The sequence below is a fragment of the Streptomyces sp. CWNU-52B genome, from assembly GCF_047444975.1.
GTDB lineage: Bacteria > Actinomycetota > Actinomycetes > Streptomycetales > Streptomycetaceae > Streptomyces.
In genome coordinates this window covers 74374-99710 of record NZ_JBLFJV010000011.1, presented here as the reverse complement: position 1 = coordinate 99710, position 25337 = coordinate 74374, and the positions used below count along the sequence as shown (strand labels likewise).

Below are 25337 nucleotides of genomic sequence, written 5' to 3'. Positions count from 1 at the left end.
GTTTGCCTGCGGACACACTGCGCCGCGAACCTGTCACAGCTTGTCGCCTCCCCCGCCCCGTACAACGAGCGCTCTGGAACACCATGCAGATTCAAGACCTCCCGTATCCCGACCCGGGTGTGCCGGACGCACGCTCGGGGCCCCGGTTCCTGCTCTGGCTCGGCCGCAACCAGCTCGGCGGACAGCTCAAAGCCCTGCTCTGGGGGCTGCTGCACTTCGTGTCCGTGTCCGCGCTGCCCTTCTGCGTCGGCTTCGCCGTCCAGGCGGTGGTGGACCGCTCCGGTGCGCGACTCGGCCTCGCGGGCGGGCTGATGGCGCTGTGCGGAGTCGGGATCGCGCTGGGCGACACGATGCTGCACCGCGTCGCGGTCACCAACTGGATCACCGCGGCCGCGCGCGTCCAGCAGTTGCTGGCCCGCAGGACCGCCCTGCTGGGGTCCGCGCTGACCCGACGCGTCGCGGCCGGCGAGATCGTCGCGGTGTCCACGGGCGACGTGGAGAAGATCGGCTGGTTCGTGGAAGCCGTGTCGCGGTTCACGGCCGCCGCGGTGACCATCGTGCTCGTCTGTGTCGCCCTCGTCGTCTACCAGCCGGCGCTCGGCGTCGTCGTCGCCGTGGGCATGCCCCTGCTTGCGCTGTCGGTCCTTCCGCTGCTGCCCCGGGCCACCCGCCGCGCCGACTTCCAGCGTGAGAAGGCCGGCCACGCCACCGAGCTGGCCTCGGACACCGTCGCGGGTCTGCGCGTGCTGCGCGGCATCGGCGGCGAGGAACTGTTCCTCGACCGCTACCGCCGCGCCTCGCAGCAGGTCCGGCACGCCGCCGTGCGCAGCGCCCGCATGTGGGCACTGATCGCCGCGATCCAGGTCCTGCTGCCGGGGCTTCTGCTGATCGCGGTCGTCTGGCACGGCGTGAACCTGGCCCGCGAGGGCCGGATCACCGTCGGCGAGATGGTCACCGTGTACAGCGCGGTCATGATCCTCACCTATCCGCTGCGGCACTTCGAGGAGATCGCGATGGCGTACTCCTTCTCCCGGCCGTCCGCCCAGCGCGCGGCGCGGGTGCTGTCGCTGGAGCGGGCCACGGACGGCGAGGGGACGCTCGAGGCGGTCGTCCCGGCCGGGGACCTGTACGACCCCGCGACCGGTCTGCTCGCGCCGGCCGGCCGGCTCACCGCCGTGGTGTGCGGTGACCCGGACTTCGCGGGTGAGCTGGCCGAGCGGCTCGGCGGTCATACGGCGGACTCCTCGGAGCTGCCGTCGGCGCTGGTCGGCGGCGTGCCGCTCGACGAGCTGCCCCTCGGCTCCGCCCGCAGCGCCGTCCTCGTCCAGGACAAGGATCCGGTCCTGCTCTCCGGAACGCTGCGCGAACTGCTCGACGTGCCCTCCTCCGGCGACGTCAGCCCCGAGGAAGCCCTCTCCGCGGCGCAGTGCGGCGACGTCCTGGACGCGCTCGCCCAGGGGGCACTGGACGCGGCCGACCCGATGGACGCCCGGATCACCGAACGCGGCCGCTCCCTGTCGGGCGGCCAGCGCCAGCGCCTCGCCCTGGCCCGGTCGCTGGTCACCTCCCCGGGGGTGCTGGTCCTGGACGAACCGACGTCCGCCGTCGACTCGCACACCGAGGCACGGATCGCCGACGGCATCCGGTCGCTGCGCCAGGGACGCACGACGGTGGTCTTCACCTCGTCGCCGCTGCTCCTGGACCGTGCGGACCGGGTCGTACTCGTCCACGAGGGCGAGGTGGCGGCGGTGGGCGTACACCGCGAACTGCTGAACAGCGACGCGCGGTACCGCGTGGTGGTCACCCGTGAGACCGACGACGAGGCGGCCGCGCACGAGCTGAGCCTGCGAGCGCTGAAAGACCTGGAAGACCTGGAAGAGATCGAGGAGACGGCATGATCGGCGTGGCGCCACCGGCCTACGACCCGGCGGCCCCGACGACCGCAGAGACCCTGCCCGTCGGCGCCGCCTCGACCGTACGCGCCTACGTGGCCGAACTGTTCCAACGGCATCGCCGGGCCCTCCTGATCCTCATCGCCGTCAACACGGTCGCCGTCGTCTCCTCGATGGTGGGCCCCTACCTGCTGGGCTCTCTTGTCCAGCACGTCTCCGACGGTGCGGCGGCCGCTCGCGAGCTGCACCTGGGGCGCGTCGTCGCGCTGTTCACCCTCGCCCTGGCCGTCCAGGCCGTTTTCGTCCACCAGGTACGGCTGCGCGGGGCCATGCTCGGCGAGCGGATGCTGGCCGACCTGCGCGAGGACTTCCTCGTACGGGCCGTGGGGCTGCCGCCCGGCGTCCTGGAGCGGGCCGGTACGGGCGATCTGCTCTCCCGGATCACCACGGACATCGACCGGCTGGCCAACGCCATGCGCGAGGCCGTGCCCCAGCTGGCCATCGGCGTGGTGTGGGTGGCGCTGCTGCTCGGCGGGCTGGTCGTGACCGCGCCGCCGCTCGCGCCCGCCGTGCTGATCGCCGTCCCGGTGCTGGTGATCGGCTGCCGCTGGTACTTCAAGCGCGCGGGGGCGGCCTACCGCTCCGAGGCCGCCGGTTACGCGGCCGTGGCCGCCGTGCTCGCCGAGACCGTGGACGCCGGACGCACCGTCGAGGCACACCGCCTGGGCGCGCGCCGCATCGACCTGTCGGACCGACGGGTCAGGGAGTGGACCGCCTGGGAGCGGTACACCCTGTGGCTGAGGTCGGTGCTGTTCCCCGTCGTCAACGCCACACACATCACCGTCCTCGGCTCGGTGCTGATGATCGGCGGCTGCTTCGTCCTCCAGGGCTGGATCGGAGTGGGCCAGCTGACGACGGGCGCCCTCATCGCGCAGATGCTCGTCGACCCGGTGGGCCTGATCCTGCGCTGGTACGACGAGCTCCAGGTGGCCCATGTGTCGCTGGCCCGTCTTGTGGGCGTCCGCGACATCGAACCGGACGCGGGGGACGGGTCGCTGGCCCCCGACGGGCGTGACGTGCACGCCGAGGGGGTGCACTTCGGCTACCGGGCGGGCGTCGACGTGCTGCGCAAGGTCTCCCTGGAGGTCGCACCCGGCACCCGGCTGGCCCTGGTGGGCCCGTCCGGCGCGGGCAAGTCCACGCTGGGCAGGTTGCTCGCCGGGATCTACGCACCCCGCACCGGCACCGTCACCCTGGGCGGCGCGGAACTTTCCCACATGTCGGCGGAACGGGTCCGCACCCATGTGGCGCTCGTCAACCAGGAGCACCACGTGTTCGTGGGCGCCCTGCGCGACAACCTGCTCCTCGCCCGAACGGGTGCCGACGACGCCGAATTGTGGGCAGCCCTCGGCGCGGTCGACGCCGACGGCTGGGCGCGGGCGCTGGACGACGGTCTCGACACCGAGGTCGGCTCGGGCGGTGTCGCGCTCACGCCGGCCCAGGCCCAGCAGATCGCGCTCGCCCGCCTGGTGCTCGCCGACCCGCACACGCTGGTCCTGGACGAGGCCACCTCGCTCCTCGACCCGCGGGCGGCCCGGCACCTGGAACGCTCCCTGGCCCGTGTCCTGGACGGCCGCACGGTGGTCGCCATCGCCCACCGGCTGCACACCGCCCACGACGCGGACATCATCGCCGTCGTCGAGAACGGCCGGATCAGCGAGCTCGGCAGCCATGACCAGCTGGTCGCCGCGGACGGCGCGTACGCGGCGCTGTGGCGGTCCTGGCACGGGTGAGCCGGCCTCACCGGCTCGGCCTGACCCGTGTGGTCCCGGCCCGCGCGGGCCGGGGTCCGCGAGGGACCCACGTGCGGCCGGGCCGGGCTCCGTGCCGTTGCGCGGTGCCGAAGAGGGGTGGAAGTGTGGAGGTCGGCACCGGCCCGCACCATCTGGAGGTACCTGTGGACAGCGCCGACGGATGGGGAGACGACGTCTACCAGCCCGACGGATCCGAGGTTCAGGACGACAGCGGGCTGCTGGACGCCGAGGACACGCTGGAGACCGACGGCGTGAGCGACCCGCTGGACCGGGGCTGGTCGCCTCCGGAACGTCCCTGGGCGGTGGAACGCAACGACGTGACAGCTGCCGAGCGGCACCACGGAGAGAGTCTCGACGAACGTCTCGCGGAAGAAGTCCCGGACCTCGCGACCCCCGACGGCGACGGAATAGGGGACTGCCCCGACTCGGACGGAGAACCCCTGGACAACGAAGTGGGCGCTCTGCGCTCCGGACGTCTGGTGGCCCCCGACGAAGGCGCGCACGAGGACGAGGAGAGCGGACTGATCGCCACCGACGTCGGCATCGACGGAGCGGCCGCGTCGGCGGAGGAGGCCGCCATGCACATCGTGGACGAGGACTCCCCGTCCGGCTGACCCCGTCCTCTTCTTCTCCCCTGACCTGTCCGCGCACCCCTCCCCCAGGCAAGCCCTCAGGCAAGGAGCACTCATGCAGCAGGACAAGCACCCCGACTACCACTCCGTCGTCTTCCGGGACCGCGCCGCCGGGTACGCCTTCCTGACCCGGTCCACCGCGGCCAGCGACCAGACCATCGAGTGGGACGACGGCCGGACGTACCCCGTCGTGGACGTGGAGATCTCCTCGGAGAGCCACCCCTTCTACACGGGCAAGGCCAGGACGGTGGACACGGAGGGGCGGGTCGCCCGCTTCGAGAAGCGGTACGGCGCCGGCGGGGGCCAGGACAAGGCGCCGAGCGGCGACGACGCGAAGTGACCCCGCCGGGACGAACGCGTCCCGGCAGCCGACAGCTACGGCTACGGCTACGGCTACGGCTACGGCTACAGCTACAGCTACAGCTACAGCTACAGCTACAGCTACAGCTACAGCTACAGCTACAGCTACAGCTACAGCTACAGCTACAGCATGTGGACCGCGGTCCCTCAGATGAAGTTGAGCGCCGCCGCGCAGCCCACGCCGCCCAGCACCATGAACACGGGCATCAGCACCTTCAGCTCCACCCAGCTGCCCGCCCGGAACCGCAGCGCCTTGGGCGGCCCGATGGGGTACCAGCGCTTGCGGCCGATCGGGATCGGCCACAGTATCGGGCAGCCGGACACCGTCAGCGCGTCCCCGATGTCGTGCACCAGCGCGCCGAGGACGATCGGCAGTCCCAGCCACAGGTACTCCTGGCCGGGCTCCGTGAACAGCCAGCCCGCGCCGTTGCCCGGCTCGTCCAGCACTCCCGCGATGATCCAGGCACTCGTCGCGGCCAGCAGCCAGACCAGGACGTCGGCGCTGGAACCACGCGTCGCCCGCCAGAGCAACCCTTCGATGGCGAGCACCATGTGCACGAACAGAAGTGCCAGCACCCCCCAGCGGTCCGTCGTGATCGCGATGGCCGAGGCCCCACCGCCGATCAGCACCGCCCACAGCCAGGTGTGGGTGAGGGTGCGATGCCCTCCGGAACGGCGCGGGTCGCCAGGCTTCCTCGTCCCCTTGTAGACGGCGTACGAAAGCTTGTCGACGATCTCGCACAGACCCCGGGATATGGGACCGAAGGCCCGCGAGATGGTGGCCGCCTTGTGGTCCAGATCCGGCGCCAGCGCGGCGCCCGCGCAGATCAGCGCGCCGGTCAGCAGGACCGGCCAGGGCATCGTGTGGCCGGAGGCGGCCGCGGCCGCCCCCACGCCCAGCCAGGCCGCGGCCCCCGACAGTGAGTGTGCTGGTCCCATCATGGCCGTGCCCCGCCCCATTCCTCTTGTACTGACAGCCAGTTGCCCGGGTGAACTGACACCGGGTCGGCGACACAGCGTAGCGTTCGTGATCTTCGGCCCCGCAGCCGATTCCCTCATCGGGTGGGATGACAGGCAAGATGGGGGTGTGACCCTTATCGATCAGCTGCCGAAGACCGCAGATCCCGACGCCCTCTACGAAGCCTTCGAGTCGTGGGCCGGGGAACGCGGTCTCACCCTCTATCCCCACCAGGAGGAGGCGCTGATCGAGGTGGTTTCGGGTGCGAACGTGATCGTCTCGACCCCCACCGGGTCCGGCAAGAGCATGATCGCCGCGGGTGCGCACTTCGCGGCGCTCGCCCGGGACGAGGTCACCTTCTACACGGCACCGATCAAGGCGCTCGTCTCGGAGAAGTTCTTCGAGCTGTGCAAGATGTTCGGCACCGAGAACGTCGGCATGCTGACCGGCGACGCGTCGGTGAACGCCGACGCCCCCGTCATCTGCTGCACCGCCGAGGTCCTGGCGTCGATCGCGCTGCGCGACGGCAAGCGTGCCGACGTCGGCCAGGTCGTGATGGACGAGTTCCACTTCTACGCCGAGGCCGATCGCGGCTGGGCCTGGCAGATCCCGATCCTCGAACTGCCACAGGCGCAGTTCATCCTGATGTCGGCGACGCTCGGCGACGTCTCCATGTTCGAGGAGGATCTGACCCGGCGGACCGGCCGTCCCACCTCGGTGGTCCGCTCGGCGACCCGTCCGGTCCCGCTCTCCTACGAGTACCGGCTGACGCCGCTCACCGAGACGCTCACCGAGCTCCTGGAGACGCGGCAGGCGCCCGTCTACATCGTGCACTTCACCCAGGCGCAGGCCGTGGAGCGCGCGCAGGCGCTGATGAGCATCAACATGTGCACGCGTGAGGAGAAGGACCAGATCGCCGAGCTGATCGGCAACTTCCGGTTCACCACCAAGTTCGGCCGCAACCTCTCCCGTTACGTACGGCACGGCATCGGGGTGCACCACGCCGGCATGCTGCCCAAGTACCGCCGCCTGGTGGAGAAGCTGGCGCAGGCCGGTCTGTTGAAGGTGATCTGCGGTACGGACACGCTCGGCGTCGGCGTCAACGTGCCCATCCGCACCGTGCTGTTCACCGCTCTGGCGAAGTACGACGGCACGCGGGTGAGGACGCTGCGCGCGCGGGAGTTCCACCAGATCGCGGGCCGAGCCGGCCGGGCGGGCTTCGACACGGCGGGCTTTGTCGTGGCGCAGGCCCCCGAGCATGTGGTGGAGAACGAGAAGGCCCTCGCCAAGGCGGGCGACGATCCGAAGAAACGTCGCAAGGTGGTGCGCAAGAAGGCTCCGGAAGGGTTCGTCGGCTGGTCGGACAGCACGTTCGAGAAGCTGATCTCGTCCGATCCCGAACCGCTGACCTCGCGCTTCCGGGTCACCCACACGATGCTTCTGTCCGTGATCGCACGGCCCGGCAACGCCTTCGCGGCGATGCGGCATCTGCTGGAGGACAATCACGAGCCGCGCAAGCAGCAGGTGCGGCACATCAAGCGGGCGATCGCCATCTACCGCTCGCTCCTCGACGGCGGGGTCGTGGAGAAACTGGACACGCCGGACGCCGAAGGCCGCACCGTGCGTCTCACCGTCGACCTGCAGCAGGACTTCGCCCTCAACCAGCCGCTGTCGACCTTCGCTCTCGCCTCCTTCGAGCTCCTGGACCCCGAATCCCCTTCGTACGCCCTGGACATGGTGTCCGTCGTGGAGTCCACGCTGGACGACCCGCGGCAGATCCTCGCCGCCCAGCAGAACAAGGCCCGCGGCGAAGCGGTGGCCGCGATGAAGGCGGACGGTGTCGAGTACGAGGACCGCATGGAGCGGCTCCAGGACGTGTCGTACCCCAAGCCGCTGGAGGAGTTGCTCGCCCACGCGTACAACACCTACCGCACGAGCCACCCGTGGGTGGGCGACCATCCGCTCTCCCCCAAGTCCGTCATCCGCGACATGTACGAACGGGCCATGACCTTCACGGAGTTCGTGTCCAACTACGAGCTCGCCCGCACCGAGGGCATCGTGCTCCGCTACCTGGCGAGCGCCTACAAGGCCCTTGACCACACCGTCCCGGACGATCTCAAGTCGGAGGACCTGGAGGACCTGATCGCCTGGCTGGGCGAGATGGTGCGGCAGGTCGACTCCAGCCTCCTCGACGAGTGGGAGCAGCTCGCCAACCCCGAGGTGATGACGGCGGAGGAGGCCCAGGAGAGGGCCGACCAGGTCAAGCCGGTCACGGCCAACGCGCGTGCCTTCCGGGTCCTCGTCCGCAACGCCATGTTCCGGCGCGTCGAGCTCGCCGCGCTCGACCACGTCCGGGAACTCGGCGAGATGGACGCCGAGGCCGGCTGGGACGCCGACGCCTGGGGCGAGGCGATGGACCTCTACTGGGACGAGTACGACGACCTCGGCACAGGCCCGGACGCGCGCGGCCCCAAGCTCCTGCTCATCGAGGAGGAGCCGCAGAACGGTCTGTGGCGGGTCCGCCAGGCCTTCGCCGACCCGAACGGCGATCATGACTGGGGTATCAGCGCGGAGGTCGACCTCGTGGCCTCCGACGCCGAGGGACGCGCCATCGTCAAGGTCACCGCCGTCGGCCAGCTGTGAGCACAGGAGAACGCGACACATGACGAATCCAGCGGAACGGCTCGTCGATCTGCTCGACCTGGAGCAGATCGAGGTCAACATCTTCCGTGGCCGCAGCCCGCAGGAGTCCCTGCAGCGGGTCTTCGGCGGACAGGTGGCGGGCCAGGCCCTCGTCGCCGCCGGCCGCACCACGGACCCGGAGCGGCCCGTGCACTCGCTGCACGCGTACTTCCTGCGTCCGGGCCGGCCCGGCGTGCCCATCGTGTACCAGGTCGAACGGGTACGGGACGGGCGGTCGTTCACCACGCGCCGCGTCACCGGTGTGCAGCAGGGCCGCACGATCTTCAATCTGACCGCCTCCTTTCACCTGCCTGAGGAAGGGAGCTTCGAGCACCAGCTGCCGCCTGCCCGTGACGTCCCGGACCCCGATTCGCTCCCGAGCGTCGCCGAGGAGGTCAAGGAACATCTGGGCGCGCTCCCCGAGTCACTGGAGCGCATGGCCCGGCGCCAGCCCTTCGACATCCGCTACGCGGACCGGCTGCGCTGGACTCCCGAGGAGATCGAGGGCGCCGAGCCGCGCAGCGCCGTGTGGATGCGCGCCGTCGGCCCCCTGGGTGACGACCCGCTGGTCCACACCTGCGCGCTCACCTATGCGAGCGACATGACCCTCCTGGACGCCGTCCGCATCCCGGTGGAACCGCTCTGGGGCCGGCGCGGTTTCGACATGGCCTCCCTGGACCACGCGATGTGGTTCCACCGGCCGTTCCGCGCCGACGAGTGGTTCCTGTACGACCAGGAGTCTCCGATCGCCACCGGCGGCCGGGGGCTGGCCCGTGGCCGTATCTACGACCGGGAGGGACGCCTGCTGGTTTCCGTCGTCCAGGAGGGACTCTTCCGCAAGCTCGAGGGCTGACGACGGGTCGTGTCAGGGGTTTCTGCGTCGCAGCCAGCCGAAGAGGCCCCTGGGGCGCTCCGGTTCGTCCGTCCCGTGCCGGGCCTCGCCGGATCGTGGAGCCTGGGTCGGCCGTCGCACGTCGGCCAGGTGCCGTGCCTCGGCGGGGCGATGTACTTCGGTGGGGTGCCGCGGCACGGTCGAGCGTCGCGGCTCGCCCGGTCGCCGTACACCGGCCGGTCGCCGTCCGTCGCGGGGTCGTCGTACGTCGGCCGGGTGCTGCGGTTCGGCCGATCGCCGCGGTGCGACGGGCTTGCTCAGTGCGGTGCACTTCCGCAGTTCGGTGGGTTTCCGTGATTCGGAGGGTTCGGTGGGTTTCCGTGGTTCGGCGGGGTTCCGTAGTTCGGCAGGACGTCGATGCTCGGTCTCCGGCCGGTGCTCCGCGAGCGGGCCCGACCGGTCGTGGCGTACATACGGATTCTCCGGCTTCGTCGTCGGCCGTGGTGCGGGCCGGTTGTCGCGTGCCTCCTCCAGCCCGTTCGCCAAGTCGGCCCGGAGCCAGCCGATCTCGTCCGGATCCACCGCTGTCATGATCCGGGCGGTGACGAGAGCGGCCGGCGAATCGGGCGCACCGGGCTCGCTCCGGTCGGGCCGGTATCGGTCCATGTAGGTGCGCTCGTAGGGATCGGTCACGATCTCGGCGACCTGGACGGGGTCGAGCAGCGACGCCACAGCCGCGGCACGTGCCCATGGATCCTCGGTCAGGCGAAGCAGCGAGCCGAGGTGCCGGCCTCGCCAGTTCCGGGCCCGGAGATCCAGGCCCGCGGCCAACTGGTCGCGCAGTCCCTCGGGGACGCGGCCGTTCAGCAGGGGCGCGTGCTGCTCGTCTTCCGCGAACTGCCGCAGTTCCTCGGCCAGATACAGCCACACCACGGCTCGGTAGCGGTTCAGGTAGAACTTGACGGGAACGACGAGGCCCAGCCGGGCGAAGCGGGTGAACCGGGCGGTCGTGACCTCCATGAGGGCCGCGCCCTGTGAGGTGCCGACCGCTTTGACACGTTCCCGCAGGGTCTCCGGGAAGCCTTCCTCGGACCTCACCCTGTCAATCTCCGCCCGGGTGACGCGACGGCCTCCGCCGCCCTCGTCAGGCACCGTGCGGATACGCCCGAGCCGAACGGCGAGGTCGAGCTCGCCTCGCTTGAGCCCCAGCTCCCGGGCGGCTCGGGCCTGCGCGAGCGTCCGTGGCGACGCCGGAGCGACGGCCACGACAGCGGTGGAGGCGGTGGCAGCGGAAGTACCCCCGGCGTCGGCGGGATCGTTCGAGCCGGAGAGGACGGACGTGGCGGACCTGGCAGACTTGACGGACTGCGTGATGGTGCTGTGGGACATGGCGGTTCTCCCCCGTGCAGCGGTGTGCGCTTGCGTTTCGCTTGCTTCGGGAAAAACCGTAGCCGGTCCGCCACTCCTCGCGCCGGGCCTGTGGATAACCTCGATCGCGACGCCGTCGGCGCAGGTCAGCCGTCCACGGCGGGTGAGTGCTCCGGCTGTCGGGGATCGATGTGGAGATGCTCGCCGACACGATTGACGAGCAGCGTCATCTCGTACGCGATCTGGCCGATGTCGGCCTCCGCCGCACTGAGCACACACAGACAGCTGCCGGTGCCGGCCGCCGTGACGAAGAGCACCGCGTCGTCGAACTCGATCATGGTCTGGCGGACGCGGCCCGCGCCGAAGTGCCGGCCCGAGCCCTTGGCCAGGCTGTGTAAGCCCGAGGAGACGGCGGCGAGGTGTTCGGCGTCCTCTCGTCTCAGAGCTGTGTTCGCACCGGTCACCAGCCCGTCGTTGGACAGCACCAGTGCGTGTCGTATGTGCTCGACACGCTGGGTCAGATCGTCGAGCAGCCAGTCAAGTCCCGGGTTCTCAGCCATGATCCGTCTCCCCGTAATGTGTGGCTCCCCCCGGCCGGAGGATCCGATCGACCAGCCTTCCCCACCGTTGCCGTCCGGGCAAGGAGGATAGGGGCATGGCGCACAAGATGACCGATGAGGAATGGCGGGCGTTCGTGTCACACGGAACCCGCACCGGCAAGCTGTCGACCGTCCGGGCCGACGGACGCCCCCACGTGGCACCGATCTGGTTCGTGCTCGACGGGGACGACCTGGTCTTCAACACGGGGAAGGACACCGTCAAGGGGCGCAACCTGGCCCGGGACGGCCGGGTCGCCCTGTGTGTGGACGACGACCGGCCTCCGTACGCGTACGTCGTCCTGCAGGGACGTGCCCGGATCTCGGAGGACGTCGACGACGTCCGGCTCTGGGCCGGGCGGATCGGTGGCCGGTACATGGGCGAGGAGCGCGCCGAGGAGTTCGCGGCCCGCAACGGCGTGCCCGGCGAACTCGTCGTACGCGTGAGGATCGAGAAGGTGCTCGCGGAAGCCTCGGTCTCCGACTGAACGAACCGGCACCACCCGCCACGCGGCACCCGGCACCCGGCACCCGGCACCCGGCACCCGGCACCCGGCACAGCCGACACCGCTGACGCGCGTGGTGCCGTGCTCCGCGTCGGCGTTCGACCATGTCGCCCGGGATGCGATGCGAGATCATGCGGTGCATGAGCGACGACCACACGCATGTCCAGGACTTCTTCTCGGCCCGCGCGGCCGACTGGGACAACCGGTTCCCCGACGACGGCCCGGCGTACGCGGCGGCCGTCTCCGAGCTGGGGCTGCGGGAGGGCGACCGGGTGCTCGACGCGGGCTGCGGCACGGGACGGGCCCTGCCGCCCCTCAGGGGCGCCGTGGGGCCCTCCGGTGTGGTCCTCGGCGCGGACCTGACACCGGCCATGCTGGAGGCCGCGGCACGGTCGGGCCGTGACCGGGCCGGGCAGTTGCTCCTTGCCGACGTGTCACGGCTGCCGCTGCGCACGGAGTCGCTCCACGCCGTCTTCGCGGCCGGGCTCGTCGCGCATCTTCCGGACCCCGCCGAGAACCTGCGGGAGTTGGCGCGGGTCGTACGGCCCGGCGGGGTCCTGGCACTCTTCCACCCCATCGGACGGGCCGCCCTCGCGGCCCGCCAGCGGCGGCAGATCACACCGGACGACCTACGGGCGGAGACCAACCTCGGCCCGCTCCTGTCCGCCTCCGGCTGGCGGATGACGTCGTACGTGGACGAGGACGCCCGGTTCCTCGCGCTGGCCGTGCGCCGCCCCTGAGACACACCCCGTAGGGCCTTCCGGCCGCCCAGAGCTTTCCACGGCACCGCTCCTCTTCTGATGCCGAAGCTTCAACTCTACGTTGAGGGGAGACAGCTGGGCGATGACCGATGAAACAGCACACGGGAGAGGGTGGCCCGAATGTCCGGCACGCTGACCAGACTCTGGAAGCTCCTCGCACGCCCGCGGCCGGCTGATTCGCAGCGCCCTGTGCCATCGGCAGAGCCTCGTCCCAAGAAGCAGACGCACAACCTGTTCGAAGCCGCGGCGGCCTACGTGGCGGCGGGCGCCGAGGACGACCAGGACGGGGTCGACGAGGCCGTGACCTGGGTGTCGCCGGAGGCTCTCTCGTTCGGCGTGACCGAGTTGGCGTGCCGCGCCGTCATCGCACTCGCGCGGGAACGCGACGAGTCGCCCACAGTGGTGGCCCGGACGCTCCTCGGCCTGCCGGTCGTCTGAGCCGACGAGAAGCGGGGCGGCCGCTGCCGCTCCGTGTCTCGACGCGCCTCACCCCCGGCGGGACGGTGGACCCGAGCCGGAGGAGAAAGCGGAATGAGTGCCACCGCAGGTGGCCGTTTCGCCCTCGTACAGGACGACATTCCCGGTTCCTCGCTCGTTCCGGACCCGTGACAACGGCCGCGGACGCGCATTAGGGTGCGCCGACGGATGTAGCGATGGGGAGGCTGGGATGGCCGGGACGGACGATGAGGCCGTCGCCACCGGGGACGACGACGCACTGTATGTGCTGACGGCGGTGCTGTTGACGCCGGCGCAGTTCCCCAGCGTGCTGGGCGACGACTACCCCGAGGCCTGCGCGGCACTCGGTCTCCCACCCCTGGCCGACGGGTACGGCCTCGTACTGGGCCAGGACGGTGACGGAGCCCGGTGGACCGTCGTCATCGACGACGTCTCACTGGTGGCCGTCGCCATCTCCTCCTGGGACTGCGGCATGGAGTACGACCTGTCGCCGGACGATCGCACGATGGTGGCGGCGCTGCCCGGGTGGCCGCTCGCCGTGGCGGTCGCGGCGCCCGGTGTGCCCGCCCCGCACGATCCCTCGCCCGACATCGCGGAGCAGGCGCCGCTGTGCCCGCCGGACGCGTCTGTCTGGGGTGCCGCTCAGCGGCGCCTCGGCGCGGACGAGATCGCCCTCCAGTGGGCTGCCTGGCGTGAACAGGTCGACGAGAGCGAGTTCGCCGGTTCGACCGCCGGGACGACCGCCCCGAGCGACGAATCGGCCCAGCGCGACGGGGACGGAGAGCGGGACGCAGACTCGGACGAGGGCGCAGAGGGCACAGCGGGCGAACGGAAGCCGCTCAACGGTGTCCGGCGTGTCCTCGCCGAAGCGCACTCGTACGTGGCCGCGCCTCCGCCGCTCGGCCGCGTCCGCTCGTCCTTCGCACCGGGGGACGCACGGACACTCCGGGCGGACGGGCCCGGCTGGTCGATGGTGGCGCGGACCGACGACATCGCCTTCGTGCTGCTCGACGAGAAACCCGGGGAGATCCTTCCGGTCGGCCGCGGCCCCGAGCTGCCCAGCCTGCTGGAGGCTCTGGACAAGATGGCCGTACGCCCGAACTGAGCCCGGCGAGCCCTGGCCGGGGCCGGGCTTCAATGTGACCAGGGTCAGGCTCAAGAGGGCACGTCGCCGTCCTCGGACCGCCTCAGCGGCAGGCCCGTGAGCGGCGACGTGGGCTCCTGTGCTCTGCAGGGGAAACCGACCCGGATGGGGCGCGTCAGCGACCGAGCTCCTTGCGCCCGACACGGCGCAGCCTGCGGCGCTGCGAGGGGTCCAGGGTCAGATACGCCGCCGCGGGAACGCCCAGGACGATCAGCAGGGCGGCCCACCAGGGCAGCCAGACGAGCAGGATGATGCCGACCGCGACACCCCCGACGGCTATCTTCGCGTTCCTTGACATGTGCCAGCCTCCTTAGCGGCCACTGCCGCTCTCTGTTCTGAGAACGGACCCGTGCTCCCTGCGGTTCCGACCGCGCCCCTGATACAACCCTGAGGTGCGGCCCCTACTCGACCCTGAGGGGCTCCCCGACCTCGTACATGTACCGCAGGGCCTGGCGGTAGGAGTCCATGAGACCCGTCTCCGCGTAAGGGACACCCAACTCCCGGCAGTGAGCGCGCACCAGGGGCCGGGCGAGCTTCAGGTGCGGGCGGGGCATGCTGGGGAACAGATGATGCTCGATCTGGTAGTTGAGACCGCCGAGGAACCAGTCTGTCAGGATCCGGCCACGGACGTTGCGCGAGGTCAGCACCTGGCGGCGGAGGTGCCCCCACCCCTCGCCGTCGGGGTCGGGCATCTCCATGCCCTTGTGGTTCGGCGCGAAGGCCATGCCCAGGTGCAGTCCGAAGAGCGCCTGATGGACGGCCGCGAAGACGAGTGCCGTACCGAGGGGCATGGAGCCCAGGAGCAGAGTCCCGTACGCGGCGAGGTGCGCGGTCAGCAGGAAGGCCTCCACCGGACGTTCACGAGGAGGCTGCCTGCGCAGGTCCTGGAAGCTGTGGACCTTCAGGGCGACGCCTTCGAGAAGCGTGAGCGGAAAGAAGAGCCATGCCTGATGGCGGGTGAGCCAGCGCCGGAAACCGGTGCGCTCCACCGTCTGCCCACGGGTGAACACCAGTACGTCGGCTTTGACGTCGGGGTCCTTGTCGATGTGGTTGGGGTTGGCGTGATGGCGGTTGTGTTTGGTGTTCCACCATCCGTAGCTCATCCCGAGGAGCAGATTCCCGTGGACGAGTCCGATCACGCGCCCCGCCCGCCGGCTGCCACTGATCTGGGAGTGGCCCGCGTCGTGGCCGATGAAGGCCGTGCGGGCGCACAGCACGGCCAGCACCGGGGCCAGCGACAGCACCCACCAGGAGTGGCCGATCAGGACGATGCCCGTAACGACGGCTGCCAGGGCCAGGGCGTTGCCGGCGACGGTGAGCGCGTACCAGCCCTGTCGACGGTCCAGAAGTCCCTGCCCTCTGACGGTGCGCAGGAGCGGGGTGAACTCGCTGGCGGCAGCGACCCTGGAAGGCGGCTCCGCGAGGGCTGCGGTGGTTTCGGGCATGGCGGGACTCCGGATCTCTGAAGGAAGCAGGGTGCGCGGGCGACGAGCCGACCTGTAAGAACGTATGGACCGGCGCCTCGCGCGACCATGGCGCCACCACCCGGGTCCGGACGGGGGACAACTCGACCGCGGGGTGGACCTGGCGCCACTCCGCAGCGGAAGGTGACTCAGATCACCGCTCGGGCATTTGGCGCATCTCTGGACGTGCCGTATCCTCGGCGACCGCGACCCCTGGTAGTCAAATTTGAGGAACGCAGTCATCGCTGTGCAGAGGATTCCTGCCCCCACTCCCTCCGAGATCTCCGAACTGGCCCGTTGCCGCGCCGTGTTCGTCCCCGCCGACCCGGCCCGCACGGGCGGCGTCGCCTTCTGGCTGCCCGACGGCGAGGAGCCTCCGGCCGTCGGCTCGGGCTCTGCCCGGGAACTGACCGTCGTCCTTCCCCGCACGGCAGGTGCCGAAGAAGGCGGTGCGGAAGGTGTCGAGCGCAGCCGCGCCGAGCAGTCCGCGGTCGAATCGGTGCGGGTGCCGGCCGTGGTCCTGCCGGTGCGGGCCGCGCTCCCGGTCCTCACACGCGCGCGTGGCGCCGCCCAGCCTCACGGGGCGACCGCCTTCTGGGGTGCCGCGGCCGTGCTCGCGCTCCAACTGGCCGCACGCGGGCTGCTGCTGCCCGGTCTGAGCGCCGGCGATCACGACGCGTGGCGCGCGGGACCTCTGGGCGCGCGGGACGTGGAGCGGATCCGTGAGCTGGCCGCCGCGATGCCGCCGTACGCCCACGCGGTCCCCCTCGACGAGTCCGAACCGCTGCGGCTGCCCGATCCCGAGTGGCTGCTGCGCGCCTTCCTCGACGCCGTCGCCGACACGCTGCCCCGCTCCCCCGCCGCTCCCCTGGCCGCGGGCGGTCCGGCCTTCGCCGCCCCCGCCCCGCAGCATGTACCCGAGCACCGCGCCTGGGCGGCCGATGTCGCGGCCGGACACGACGCCGGGGTACGCATCTCGCTGCGCGTCGAGGTGCCGGGCCTCACGTCGGCGGTGTCGGACGAGAACCGGCTGCCGTTCCGCGCGGTCCTGCAACTGCACAGCGTCAGCGATCCGGCCCTGCTGGCGGACGCGGCCGAGGTGTGGGGCGGTTCGAGCCCGGCCTTCGGCCCGCGCGCGCGGATGGACGCCCTGCTCGCCCTGCGCCGTGCCGCCCGAGCCTGGACCCCGCTGGCTCCCCTGCTGTCCGCGACCGTGCCCGATTCGGTCGAACTCGCCGACGAGGACGTCACCGAACTCCTGGGCGAGGGAGCACGAGCACTCACGGCAGCCGGTGTGGAGGTGCACTGGCCCAGGGAACTGGCACCCAAGCTGACGGCCCGTGCGGTCATCGGGCCGCCGGACGACGGGCAGGGCGCGAGCGGACCGGTCTCGGACTCGCCGTCCTTCCTGTCCGCCGACGCCCTGCTGACCTTCACCTGGTGGTTCGCGCTGGGCGACCAGCAGTTGACGCGTGAGGAGCTGGACCGGCTCGCCGAGGCGAACCGCCCCATGGTGCGCCTGCGGGACCAGTGGGTCCTCGTCGACCCGCAGGAGGTGCGCCGCGCCCGTGACCAGCAGGACCGCAAGCTGACACCCGTCGACGCGCTGAGTGCCGTTCTCACGGGCTCCACGGAGGTCGACGGGCGACGGGTCGAGGTGCGACCCACCGGATGGCTGGAGACCCTCCGGGACCATCTGTCGGACCCGGAGGCGCAGGAACCTGTCGGGCAGCCGGAGGCACTGGCGGCGACCCTGCGCGACTACCAGCTGCGGGGGCTCAACTGGCTGGCCCGGATGACGTCCCTGGGGCTGGGCGGCTGTCTCGCCGACGACATGGGGCTCGGCAAGACGATCACACTCATCGCGCTGCATCTGCACCGCCAGAGCGACGTCTCCGCCGCCGGACCGACACTCGTCGTGTGTCCGACGTCCCTCATGGGCAACTGGCAGCGCGAGATCGAGAGGTTCGCTCCGGGCACTCCCGTCCGCCGTTTCCACGGCGCGCGACGCAGCCTGGAGGGTCTCACCGCCGGCGAGTTCGTCCTCACCACCTACGGGACCATGCGGCTCGACACGGCGCGCCTGGCGGACGCGTCATGGGGCATGGTCGTGGCGGACGAGGCGCAGCACGTGAAGAACCCCTATTCGGACACGGCCCGGCAGTTGCGCACGATCGACGCACGCGCGCGCGTGGCGCTCACCGGCACTCCGGTGGAGAACAACCTCTCCGAACTGTGGGCGATCCTCGACTGGACGACACCGGGCCTGCTGGGCCGGCTCGGCACGTTCCGCAACCAGTACGCGAAGGCCGTCGAGGGCGGGCAGGATCCGGGAGCGGCGGACCGGCTAGCCCAGCTCGTACGGCCGTTCCTCCTGCGTCGCCGCAAAACCGATCCCGGCATCGCACCGGAGCTCCCGCCGAAGACGGAGACCGATCGCGCCGTGTCACTCACCAAGGAGCAGACGGGGCTCTACGAGGCCGTGGTGCGCGAGACCCTCGCGGAGATCGCGGGCGCCGGCAGCATGGCGCGGCGCGGGCTGATCGTGAAGCTCCTCACCGGACTCAAGCAGATCTGCAACCACCCGGCGCAGTACCTCAAGGAGGACCGGCCGAAGATCGCCGGACGCTCCGGCAAGCTGGAGCTGCTGGACGAGTTGCTCGACACGATCCTCTCCGAGGGGGCCTGTGTCCTGGTCTTCACGCAGTACGTGCGCATGGCCCGTCTGATCGAACGCCATCTGAGCGCGCGCGGGGTGGCCTCCCAGTTCCTGCACGGAGGTACGCCCGTCCCCGCGCGTGAGGCCATGGTGCAGCGCTTCCAGGACGGCGAGGTGCCCGTCTTCCTGTTGTCGTTGAAGGCCGCGGGTACGGGTCTGAACCTGACGCGGGCCGAGCATGTCGTGCACTACGACCGCTGGTGGAACCCCGCCGTCGAGGCCCAGGCCACCGACCGCGCGTACCGCATCGGCCAGACACGGCCGGTCCAGGTGCACCGGCTGATCGCCGAGGGGACGATCGAGGACCGTATCGCCGACATGCTGTCGCGCAAGCGGGCGCTGGCGGACGCGGTACTGGGATCCGAGGAGTCGGCCCTCACCGAACTGACCGACGCCCAGCTGGCCGACCTGGTCGAACTGCGAGGAGGCGCCCGATGAGCGATCCGTACGAGAACGTTCCGGAGCGCACCTTCGCCGCTCTGCCGCCCGCGCACGGCCGGGGCTTCGCCCGGACCTGGTGGGGACAGGCCTGGCTCAAGTCGCTGGAGGACGCCGCGTTGGACTCGGGGCAGCTGAAGACGGGGCGGCAGCTGGCACGCGCGGGAGCCGTGGGCGCCGTGTCGGTGCGCCCCGGGCGCGTCACCGCGGTGGTCCAGGACCGCGACCGCAGCACGCACCGCTCCGACGTCCTGCTGCAGGAGCTGTCCGAGGAACAGTGGGACCGGTTCCTGGACATGGCCGCCGAGCGGGCGGGGCACATCGCGGCACTCCTGGACCGTGAGATGCCACCGCATCTGGTCGAGGACGCGGCGAACGCCGGTGTCGAACTCCTGCCGGGGCTGGGCGATCTGGAGGCGCAGTGCGACTGCGACGCGTGGGACCACTGCCGCCACACCACCGCGCTCTGCTACCAGCTGGCACGGCTCCTCGACCAGGATCCGTTCGTGCTGCTCCTGCTGCGCGGCCGCGGTGAGCGCGAGCTCCTCGACGAGCTGCAGACGCGCAGCGTCCCCCGGGCCGCCGAGACCGACACGACGCGGGAGGAGACGTACGAGGGCGTGGACGCCGCCGAGGCGTACGCGGCGGGCAACATACTGCCGCCGCTGCCGGAGGCACCCGCCGTGCCCGCGGAACCCGGCCTGCCGCCCTCGCTCGACACGGAGACCGCTCCCGCTCCCGGCGTCGACCCGGCCGCGCTGGAGTTCCTGGCGGCGCAGGCCGCCCGCGAGGCGCACCGGCTGCTCACCGAGGCGCTCAGGCCTGGCCACGAACAGCGCGCCGTGGAGGCCGAACTGACGTCCGGGCAGGATGCCGTGCGGCTGGCGTCCGGTGGGCCGGAGTCCTCGGTGGCCGCCAGACTCGCGGAAGGCTCGGGGCGTGACCGCGAGGGTCTGGCGCTCGCGGTGCGCGCCTGGGAGTACGGGGGCGCGCCCGCACTCGACGTACTGGAGGCGGACGGGTCGGCGGGGTCGGAAACGCTCGCACGCGCGCGTGCCGCCCTGGAGTCGGCCTGGGAGGAGGGCGAGCGGCCCGTACTGCGCGCGTCCCGCAACCGCTGGACCCTGGCCGGCGGACAGGCTCAGCTCCGTCTGGGCCCGGACGGCCGCTGGTGGCCGTACCGCAAACAGCGAGGCCGCTGGAGTCCCGTCGGCCCTGCGTCGCAGGACCCGGCGACGGCCCTGGCCCTGGCCGAGGGACAGAAGTGACCTCGGGCGGCGGGTCGGTAGGGGCGGTCAGGGTGGGACTCGCCCTCACCGGATGAGCGCTGGACTCCCGGTGTTCACCCGTCGGCCGTGCGCCGTTCGATGCGAGGGCGAAATCTTGCGGCTGTCATCGAACTTGTGTCCCAGGAGGCTCCATGTCCCCGTACGCCGTAGGCCGCCGCCGTGCCCACCGTTCCGTCGCCGTGGGCGTGCCGCTCGCCGTACTGGCCGCGCTCGCGGTCGCGGGCCCCGCGGTCGGCGCGCCCTCCGCCGAGGCGCGGGTCACGGGTTCCGCGACGCTCGGCGACCTGCCGCTCGGCACGTTCAGCAACGGTTTGCTGCCGGGCACCGTGGCCGACGACCGGGGCGTGGATCTCGGCGGCATCGGGAGCGACATCTACCCGGCAGGCCGCAAGGGAGAGTTCTGGACCGTCACGGACCGCGGGCCCAACGGTCAGATCAAGGTGGACGGCGAGAAGCGCCGTACGTTTCCCGTACCCGGCTTCGACCCGGCGATCGTGAGGGTCCGGGTGTCCGGCGACACGGTGAAGGTGCTGGACGCGATCCCGATCACCACCACGTCGGGCAGGCCCGTCACCGGTCTGTCCAACCAGGAGGGACGCGACGAGGCGCCGTACTCCTACGACGCGGGGACGCCGCTCTCGTTCGACCCGAACGGTCTGGACACCGAGGGGATCGTACGTGCCGAGGACGGCAGTTTCTGGCTCGTGGACGAGTACGGACCCTCGCTGGTCCACGTCTCCGCGCGCGGGAAGGTACTCACCCGGTACGTCCCGAAGGGGCTGGACCTGACCGGCGCGGGCTACCCGGTGGTCGAGGCGCTGCCGGCGGTTCTGCTGCACCGGAAGATCAACCGGGGCTTCGAGGGGCTCGCACAGCTGCCCGGCGGGGACCTGGTGCTGGCCGTGCAGAGCCCGCTGTCCCTGCCGGACACGGATGCGGGTGAGGCGTCGCTGACCACGCGTCTGCTGCGTTTCTCGACGAAGAAGCAGGCCGTGACCGCCGAGTACGCGTACCGGTTCGACCCGGTGGGCGTGGTCGACCCCGGCGAGGACGACACGTCCGAGCTGAAGATCTCCTCCGTGGTGGCCGTGGGCCGCGACCGGCTGCTGGTCGAGGAGCGCACCGACAAGGCCGCTCGGTTGCAGGTCGTGAAGCTCAGCCGCGGGGCGGACATCCTCGGGGACAAGTGGGACGACAGCACGACGTCGCCGTCCCTGGAGCAGTCGGAGGATCCCGCGGCATCCGGTGTCCCCGTGCTGCGCAAGCGTCTTGTCGTCGACCTCGGCAAGGTGAAGGGCGTACCCGGGAAGATCGAGGGCGTCGCGCGCGTGGACCGTGACACGCTCGCCCTCATCAACGACAACGACTTCGGGATGACCGACGGGACAGGGGCGTTCGACGCGCGGGGACGCCTGGTGGACAGCGGTGTCGAGACCACCGTGACGTACGTACACCTGCCGCACGGGATCTGATCGGACGCCCCCCACCCGGCGCTCTCGCCCTCCACGCGCGCGTGGATCACGTGAATCCCTCGTCACGTGGGATCGCTCGTTGACGCGCGCGCGTGTGTGCTCACTTCAAGGGCTCGGTGAGCTTGCCGTTCCCCGCACCGATGTCCGCGGCCAGGCTGCAGGCGACGTTGTCGATGCCGACCTCGAAGCCCGCGGGATCGGGGTACTGCACCAGGGTGCCGCCCACGGTGTCGGCGGGCTGCTCGGCCGCCTTGGTGTCCAGGGGTTTCCGACAGAGGTCCGATGCCGCCTTCTTGAGGGCGGCATCGGTCTTGTACGCGCCTTCCAGTTCGGTGACCGTCACGACCTCGGCGTCGTGCGCCCCGTCGCACGAGCGCTTCACCGCCTGGCCCGGACGGCTGTCGTCGACGTCGAAGCAGTCACCGGTGCGCAGCATGTAGTAGGGCACTTCGTCGCTCGCGAGCGACGGGAGCAGCGATTCCAGACCACTGGGCACCTCGGACGGCACTCCCGACGGCAGGGAGGGCAGTTCGCTCGGCAGCTGCGACGGCAGGCTCAGTGAGGGCGACGGCAGCCGTCCCGTGGCGGAACTGCTCTCCGCCGGCGGCTTCTTGTCCGACGAGCCGTCGCCTCCGGTGGCCACGAGCACGACGGCGGAGATCACGCCGATCGCCAGGATCACGCCCAGCAGGAGCAGGAGCGTCCTGCGGCCCCCGCCCGGACCGCCCCGTGATCCGGGTGGCGGCGGAGGCGGCGGGGGTGGTGGTTGCCCGCCACCCCCGCCGTACCACGGCGGACCGTCGCCTCCAGGAGGTGGACCGTAACCGTCGGGAGGGGGCCCGAAGCCTCCGGGCGGCGGACCGTACCCACCGCCGCCGTACGGCGGTGTGTTGTCCGGCGGCCGAGGAGGCTGGGGCGGTAAAGGCGGCGTGGCCATACCGTCAAGAGTCGCCTCGAACCGGTCACGACGCGACCCCTGCGCGGAACTTGATACGGACTCATGGCATGGATCGCATGATTCCGGACGCCGCAGCGCAGGGGACGCTCTCCGTCGTGGTCTGGCCTTGCCCGGCCTTCCTCGGCGGCCTTGCCGGGGTCGGCCCCGGTCAGCCGCGGGCGCCCAGCAGGTGGTCCATGGCCAGCTGGTCGAGATACTCGAACGCCATCCCGCGCTCGGCGGCCGCTTCGGCGTCGAAGTCCTCGAAGGAGGCACGGTCCGCGAGCAGTGCCTGGAGGCCGTCCGAGGCGGTGGGCTGGGCGAGTTGGTCCAGGCGCGAGGCGCGCAGGGCCGCCTGGACCTCGGGGTCGGCCCGGAAGGCGGCCGTCCGCTCGCGCAGGATCAGGTAGTTGCGCATGCAGCCCGCGGCCGAGGCCCACACACCGTCGTAGTCCTCGGTCCGCGGCGGCTTGAAGTCGAAGTGCTTCGAGCCCGCGTAACCGGCCGTCTCCAGGAGGTCCACCAGCCAGAAGGCGGACCGCAGATCCCCCGCTCCGAAGCGCAGGTCCTGGTCGTACTTGATGCCGGACTGACCGTTGAGGTCGAGGTGGAAGAGCTTGCCCGCCCACAGCGCCTGGGCGATGCCGTGCGTGAAGTTCAGCCCGGCCATCTGCTCGTGGCCGACCTCGGGGTTGACGCCGTACAGCTCCGGCCGCTCCAGCCGCTCGATGAAGGCCAACGCGTGACCGACCGTCGGCAGGAGGATGTCGCCGCGGGGCTCGTTCGGCTTCGGCTCGATCGCGAAGCGCAGGTCGTAACCCTGAGTGGTCACGTACTCGCCGAGGAGGTCGAATGCCTCCTTCATACGGTCCAGCGCGACGCGTACGTCCTTCGCGGCGCCCGACTCGGCACCCTCACGGCCGCCCCACGCCACATAGATCTCCGCGCCCAGCTCGACCGCCAGGTCGATGTTGCGGATCGTCTTGCGCAGGGCGTAGCGACGCACGTCCCGGTCGTTGGCGGTGAAGGCGCCGTCCTTGAAGACGGGGTGCGTGAACAGGTTCGTGGTGGCCATCGGCACCTTCATGCCGGTCGCGTCGAGGGCCTGCCGGAAGCGCTTGATGTGCGACTCGCGCTCGGTGTCCGAGGACCCGAAGGGGATCAGGTCGTCGTCGTGGAAGGTCACTCCGTGGGCGCCGAGTTCCGAAAGGCGCTGCACCGACTCGACCGGGTCCAGGGCGGCCCTGGTGGCGTCACCGAAGGGGTCCCTTCCCTGCCAGCCGACGGTCCACAAGCCGAAGGTGAACCTGTCCTCGGGGGTGGGCTGGTAGTTCATGCCGCGGCTCCTTGCTTGCTCCGACTATTTCGTCATGGCACTTAACAAATTAGTATGCGGATGCATCTCTGGGAAGAGAGAAGATGTCCCCAAGGAGGGGCAACGGGTGAAACCGGGGCTGTTCCGACCCGATGAACCCGGAAAAGAGCACGTCAGATCCCGCGGAGCCGCGGAAGAGGGAGAGCCCGATGTCAGCAGCCGAGGGTCCGCTCGTCGTCGGTGTGGACACATCCACCCAGTCCACCAAGGCCCTGGTCGTGGACGTGGCCACCGGAACAGTGGTCGCCAGCGGCCAGGCGCCGCACACCGTGTCCTCCGGCGCGGGCCGGGAGAGCGATCCGCGCCAGTGGTGGGACGCGCTGCGCGAGGCGCTGCACCAGTGCGGGGACGCGGCGCGCGAAGCCGCGGCGGTGTCGGTCGGCGGCCAGCAGCACGGGCTCGTCACACTCGACGCCCAGGGCGCTCCGGTGCGTCCCGCACTGCTGTGGAACGACGTACGGTCGGCGCCGCAGGCCCGCCGTCTCGTGGAGGAGCTGGGCGGCCCGAAGGCGTGGGCCGAGCGCACCGGCAGCGTGCCGGGCGCGTCCATCACGGTCACCAAGTGGGCCTGGCTCGCCGAGCACGAGCCGGAGTCGGTGCGCGCCACCGCTTCCGTGCGGCTGCCTCACGACTATCTGACCGGACTCCTCACGGGGCTCGGCACGACCGACCGGGGCGACGCCTCCGGTACGGGCTGGTGGGCGTCCGGCACGGAGCAGTACGACGAGGAGGTGCTCGGGCACGTGGGGCTCGACCCGGCGTTGCTGCCCAGGGTGGTCCGGCCCGGCGAGGTCGCCGGAACCGTACGCGCCCGCGACGGCCTGCCCTTCGCCGAGGGCACCCTGGTCGCTCCCGGCACCGGGGACAACGCCGCCGCCGCGCTGGGCCTCGGCCTGCGTCCGGGCACCGCGGTGCTCAGCCTCGGCACGTCGGGCACCGTGTACGCGGTATCGACACGGCGCCCCGCCGACCCCACCGGCACCGTGGCGGGCTTCGCCGACGCGCGGGGCGACTGGCTGCCGTTGGCCTGCACCCTCAACTGCACGCTCGCCGTGGACCGCGTCGCCGCACTCCTCGGCATCGACCGCGAGGCCGTCGAGCCCGGCACGGAGGTGACGCTGCTCCCCTACCTGGACGGCGAGCGCACCCCCAACCTGCCGCATGCCTCGGGCCTGCTGCACGGGCTGCGGCACGACACGACGCGGGGACAACTGCTCCAGGCCGCCTACGACGGGGCCGTGCACTCGCTGCTCGGCGCCCTGAACCTGGTCCTCGACGAGGACGCGGACCGTTCGGCGCCGCTCCTGCTCATCGGCGGGGGCGCGCGGGGAACCGCCTGGCAGGAGACCGTACGACGGCTGTCCGGACGCCCTGTTCAGGTGCCCGAGGCCAGGGAACTGGTCGCGCTCGGCGCCGCCGCACAGGCCGCGGGTGTGCTGACCGGGGAGGATCCCGCAGCGGTGGCGCGGCGCTGGAACACGGCACGCGGGCCGGTGCTCGCGGCCGGGGAACGGGACGAGGCCGCGCTCGCGCGGATAGCCGGGGTGATCTCCGACGCCGCCCCGCTGCTGGAGAGGGAGGCCGATCGGCGCTGACGGCTTCGCCTCCGGTCAGCAAGAACCGGAAGCCGGTTGTGGCCGGCT

General features: G+C 71.2%; 20 protein-coding genes and 1 pseudogene. 14 read left to right on the top strand and 7 right to left on the bottom strand.

Going from position 1 to position 25337, the window contains the following annotated elements; translation table 11 throughout:
• Nucleotides 1-83: 83 nt before the first annotated feature.
• From ACLVWQ_RS13545 to ACLVWQ_RS13530, 4 genes are all read left to right on the top strand, one after another.
• Nucleotides 84-1898 (top strand): ABC transporter transmembrane domain-containing protein, encoded by a 1815-nt coding sequence (locus ACLVWQ_RS13545; protein WP_414108754.1) that lies wholly within the window; start codon nt 84-86, stop codon nt 1896-1898.
• Entirely contained in the window at nt 1895-3685 is a 1791-nt protein-coding gene (locus ACLVWQ_RS13540) for an ABC transporter ATP-binding protein (protein ID WP_414108753.1), read from the top strand. Before ACLVWQ_RS13545 ends, ACLVWQ_RS13540 begins: the two co-directional genes overlap by 4 nt.
• Before the next feature lie 164 nt (nt 3686-3849).
• Nucleotides 3850-4320, top strand: coding sequence for a DUF5709 domain-containing protein (locus tag ACLVWQ_RS13535; RefSeq protein ID WP_414109047.1), 471 nt, complete (start codon nt 3850-3852; stop codon nt 4318-4320).
• A 73-nt stretch (nt 4321-4393) separates the two neighbouring features.
• Nucleotides 4394-4678 (top strand): type B 50S ribosomal protein L31, encoded by a 285-nt coding sequence (locus ACLVWQ_RS13530; RefSeq protein ID WP_414108752.1) that lies wholly within the window; start codon nt 4394-4396, stop codon nt 4676-4678.
• A gap of 167 nt (nt 4679-4845) precedes the next feature.
• Here ACLVWQ_RS13530 and ACLVWQ_RS13525 read toward each other — a convergent pair whose 3' ends face one another.
• A complete protein-coding gene (locus tag ACLVWQ_RS13525; protein WP_414108751.1) occupies nt 4846-5640 on the bottom strand; it encodes a metal-dependent hydrolase in 795 nt (264 codons plus the stop codon).
• 145 nt (nt 5641-5785) lie between these two features.
• On the opposite strand from ACLVWQ_RS13525, the gene ACLVWQ_RS13520 reads away from it, so the two are divergent.
• Nucleotides 5786-8299 carry a DEAD/DEAH box helicase gene (locus tag ACLVWQ_RS13520; RefSeq protein ID WP_414108749.1) on the top strand — a complete coding sequence of 838 codons (2514 nt, stop codon included), beginning with the start codon at nt 5786-5788 and terminating at the stop codon, nt 8297-8299.
• A gap of 19 nt (nt 8300-8318) precedes the next feature.
• The gene (locus tag ACLVWQ_RS13515) at nt 8319-9191 is read left to right on the top strand and encodes an acyl-CoA thioesterase (protein ID WP_414108748.1); all 873 of its coding nucleotides are present in this window, start codon (nt 8319-8321) and stop codon (nt 9189-9191) included.
• A gap of 369 nt (nt 9192-9560) precedes the next feature.
• Here ACLVWQ_RS13515 and ACLVWQ_RS13510 read toward each other — a convergent pair.
• Together ACLVWQ_RS13510 and ACLVWQ_RS13505 are read right to left on the bottom strand one after the other, a co-directional pair.
• Nucleotides 9561-10559: pseudogene (locus ACLVWQ_RS13510) on the bottom strand (DUF6397 family protein); the annotation flags it as partial.
• Between the two features lie 125 nt (nt 10560-10684).
• Nucleotides 10685-11098, bottom strand: coding sequence for a roadblock/LC7 domain-containing protein (locus ACLVWQ_RS13505; RefSeq protein ID WP_414108746.1), 414 nt, complete (start codon nt 11096-11098; stop codon nt 10685-10687).
• Nucleotides 11099-11193: 95 nt separating this feature from the next.
• Here ACLVWQ_RS13505 and ACLVWQ_RS13500 point away from each other — a divergent pair, with 95 nt between their 5' ends.
• From ACLVWQ_RS13500 to ACLVWQ_RS13485, 4 genes are all read left to right on the top strand, one after another.
• Nucleotides 11194-11622, top strand: coding sequence for a PPOX class F420-dependent oxidoreductase (locus ACLVWQ_RS13500; protein WP_414108745.1), 429 nt, complete (start codon nt 11194-11196; stop codon nt 11620-11622).
• A 158-nt stretch (nt 11623-11780) separates the two neighbouring features.
• Nucleotides 11781-12380: a class I SAM-dependent methyltransferase gene (locus tag ACLVWQ_RS13495; RefSeq protein ID WP_414108743.1), complete on the top strand. Its 600-nt coding sequence runs from the start codon at nt 11781-11783 to the stop codon at nt 12378-12380.
• Nucleotides 12381-12521: 141 nt separating this feature from the next.
• Nucleotides 12522-12839 carry a hypothetical protein gene (locus tag ACLVWQ_RS13490; protein ID WP_414108742.1) on the top strand — a complete coding sequence of 106 codons (318 nt, stop codon included), beginning with the start codon at nt 12522-12524 and terminating at the stop codon, nt 12837-12839.
• Nucleotides 12840-13068: 229 nt separating this feature from the next.
• Nucleotides 13069-13962: a hypothetical protein gene (locus tag ACLVWQ_RS13485; protein WP_414108741.1), complete on the top strand. Its 894-nt coding sequence runs from the start codon at nt 13069-13071 to the stop codon at nt 13960-13962.
• Between the two features lie 154 nt (nt 13963-14116).
• Here ACLVWQ_RS13485 and ACLVWQ_RS13480 read toward each other — a convergent pair whose 3' ends face one another.
• Together ACLVWQ_RS13480 and ACLVWQ_RS13475 are read right to left on the bottom strand one after the other, a co-directional pair.
• Nucleotides 14117-14299 carry a hypothetical protein gene (locus ACLVWQ_RS13480; RefSeq protein WP_414108740.1) on the bottom strand — a complete coding sequence of 61 codons (183 nt, stop codon included), beginning with the start codon at nt 14297-14299 and terminating at the stop codon, nt 14117-14119.
• A 103-nt stretch (nt 14300-14402) separates the two neighbouring features.
• Entirely contained in the window at nt 14403-15446 is a 1044-nt protein-coding gene (locus tag ACLVWQ_RS13475) for a fatty acid desaturase family protein (protein WP_414108739.1), read from the bottom strand.
• Between the two features lie 265 nt (nt 15447-15711).
• Between ACLVWQ_RS13475 and ACLVWQ_RS13470 the strand changes: the two genes are divergently transcribed.
• The 3 genes from ACLVWQ_RS13470 (at nt 15712) to ACLVWQ_RS13460 (ending at nt 21382) form a co-directional block, all read left to right on the top strand.
• Complete coding sequence (locus ACLVWQ_RS13470) at nt 15712-18621, top strand: DEAD/DEAH box helicase (protein ID WP_414108737.1); 2910 nt, start codon at nt 15712-15714, stop codon at nt 18619-18621.
• Nucleotides 18618-19889: an SWF or SNF family helicase gene (locus tag ACLVWQ_RS13465; RefSeq protein ID WP_414108736.1), complete on the top strand. Its 1272-nt coding sequence runs from the start codon at nt 18618-18620 to the stop codon at nt 19887-19889. The genes ACLVWQ_RS13470 and ACLVWQ_RS13465 overlap by 4 nt, the downstream gene beginning before the upstream one ends.
• Before the next feature lie 152 nt (nt 19890-20041).
• On the top strand, nt 20042-21382 hold the full coding sequence (locus ACLVWQ_RS13460) for an esterase-like activity of phytase family protein (protein ID WP_414108734.1): 1341 nt from the start codon (nt 20042-20044) through the stop codon (nt 21380-21382).
• Between the two features lie 100 nt (nt 21383-21482).
• Here the strand turns inward: ACLVWQ_RS13460 and ACLVWQ_RS13455 are convergent, their stop codons facing one another.
• The gene (locus ACLVWQ_RS13455; protein ID WP_414108733.1) at nt 21483-22064 is read right to left on the bottom strand and encodes a hypothetical protein; all 582 of its coding nucleotides are present in this window, start codon (nt 22062-22064) and stop codon (nt 21483-21485) included.
• A 424-nt stretch (nt 22065-22488) separates the two neighbouring features.
• Complete coding sequence (gene xylA, locus ACLVWQ_RS13450) at nt 22489-23655, bottom strand: xylose isomerase (RefSeq protein ID WP_414108732.1); 1167 nt, start codon at nt 23653-23655, stop codon at nt 22489-22491.
• 188 nt (nt 23656-23843) lie between these two features.
• Between xylA and xylB the strand changes: the two genes are divergently transcribed.
• Nucleotides 23844-25289, top strand: coding sequence for a xylulokinase (gene xylB, locus ACLVWQ_RS13445; RefSeq protein WP_414108731.1), 1446 nt, complete (start codon nt 23844-23846; stop codon nt 25287-25289).
• The last annotated feature ends 48 nt before the right edge of the window (nt 25290-25337 follow it).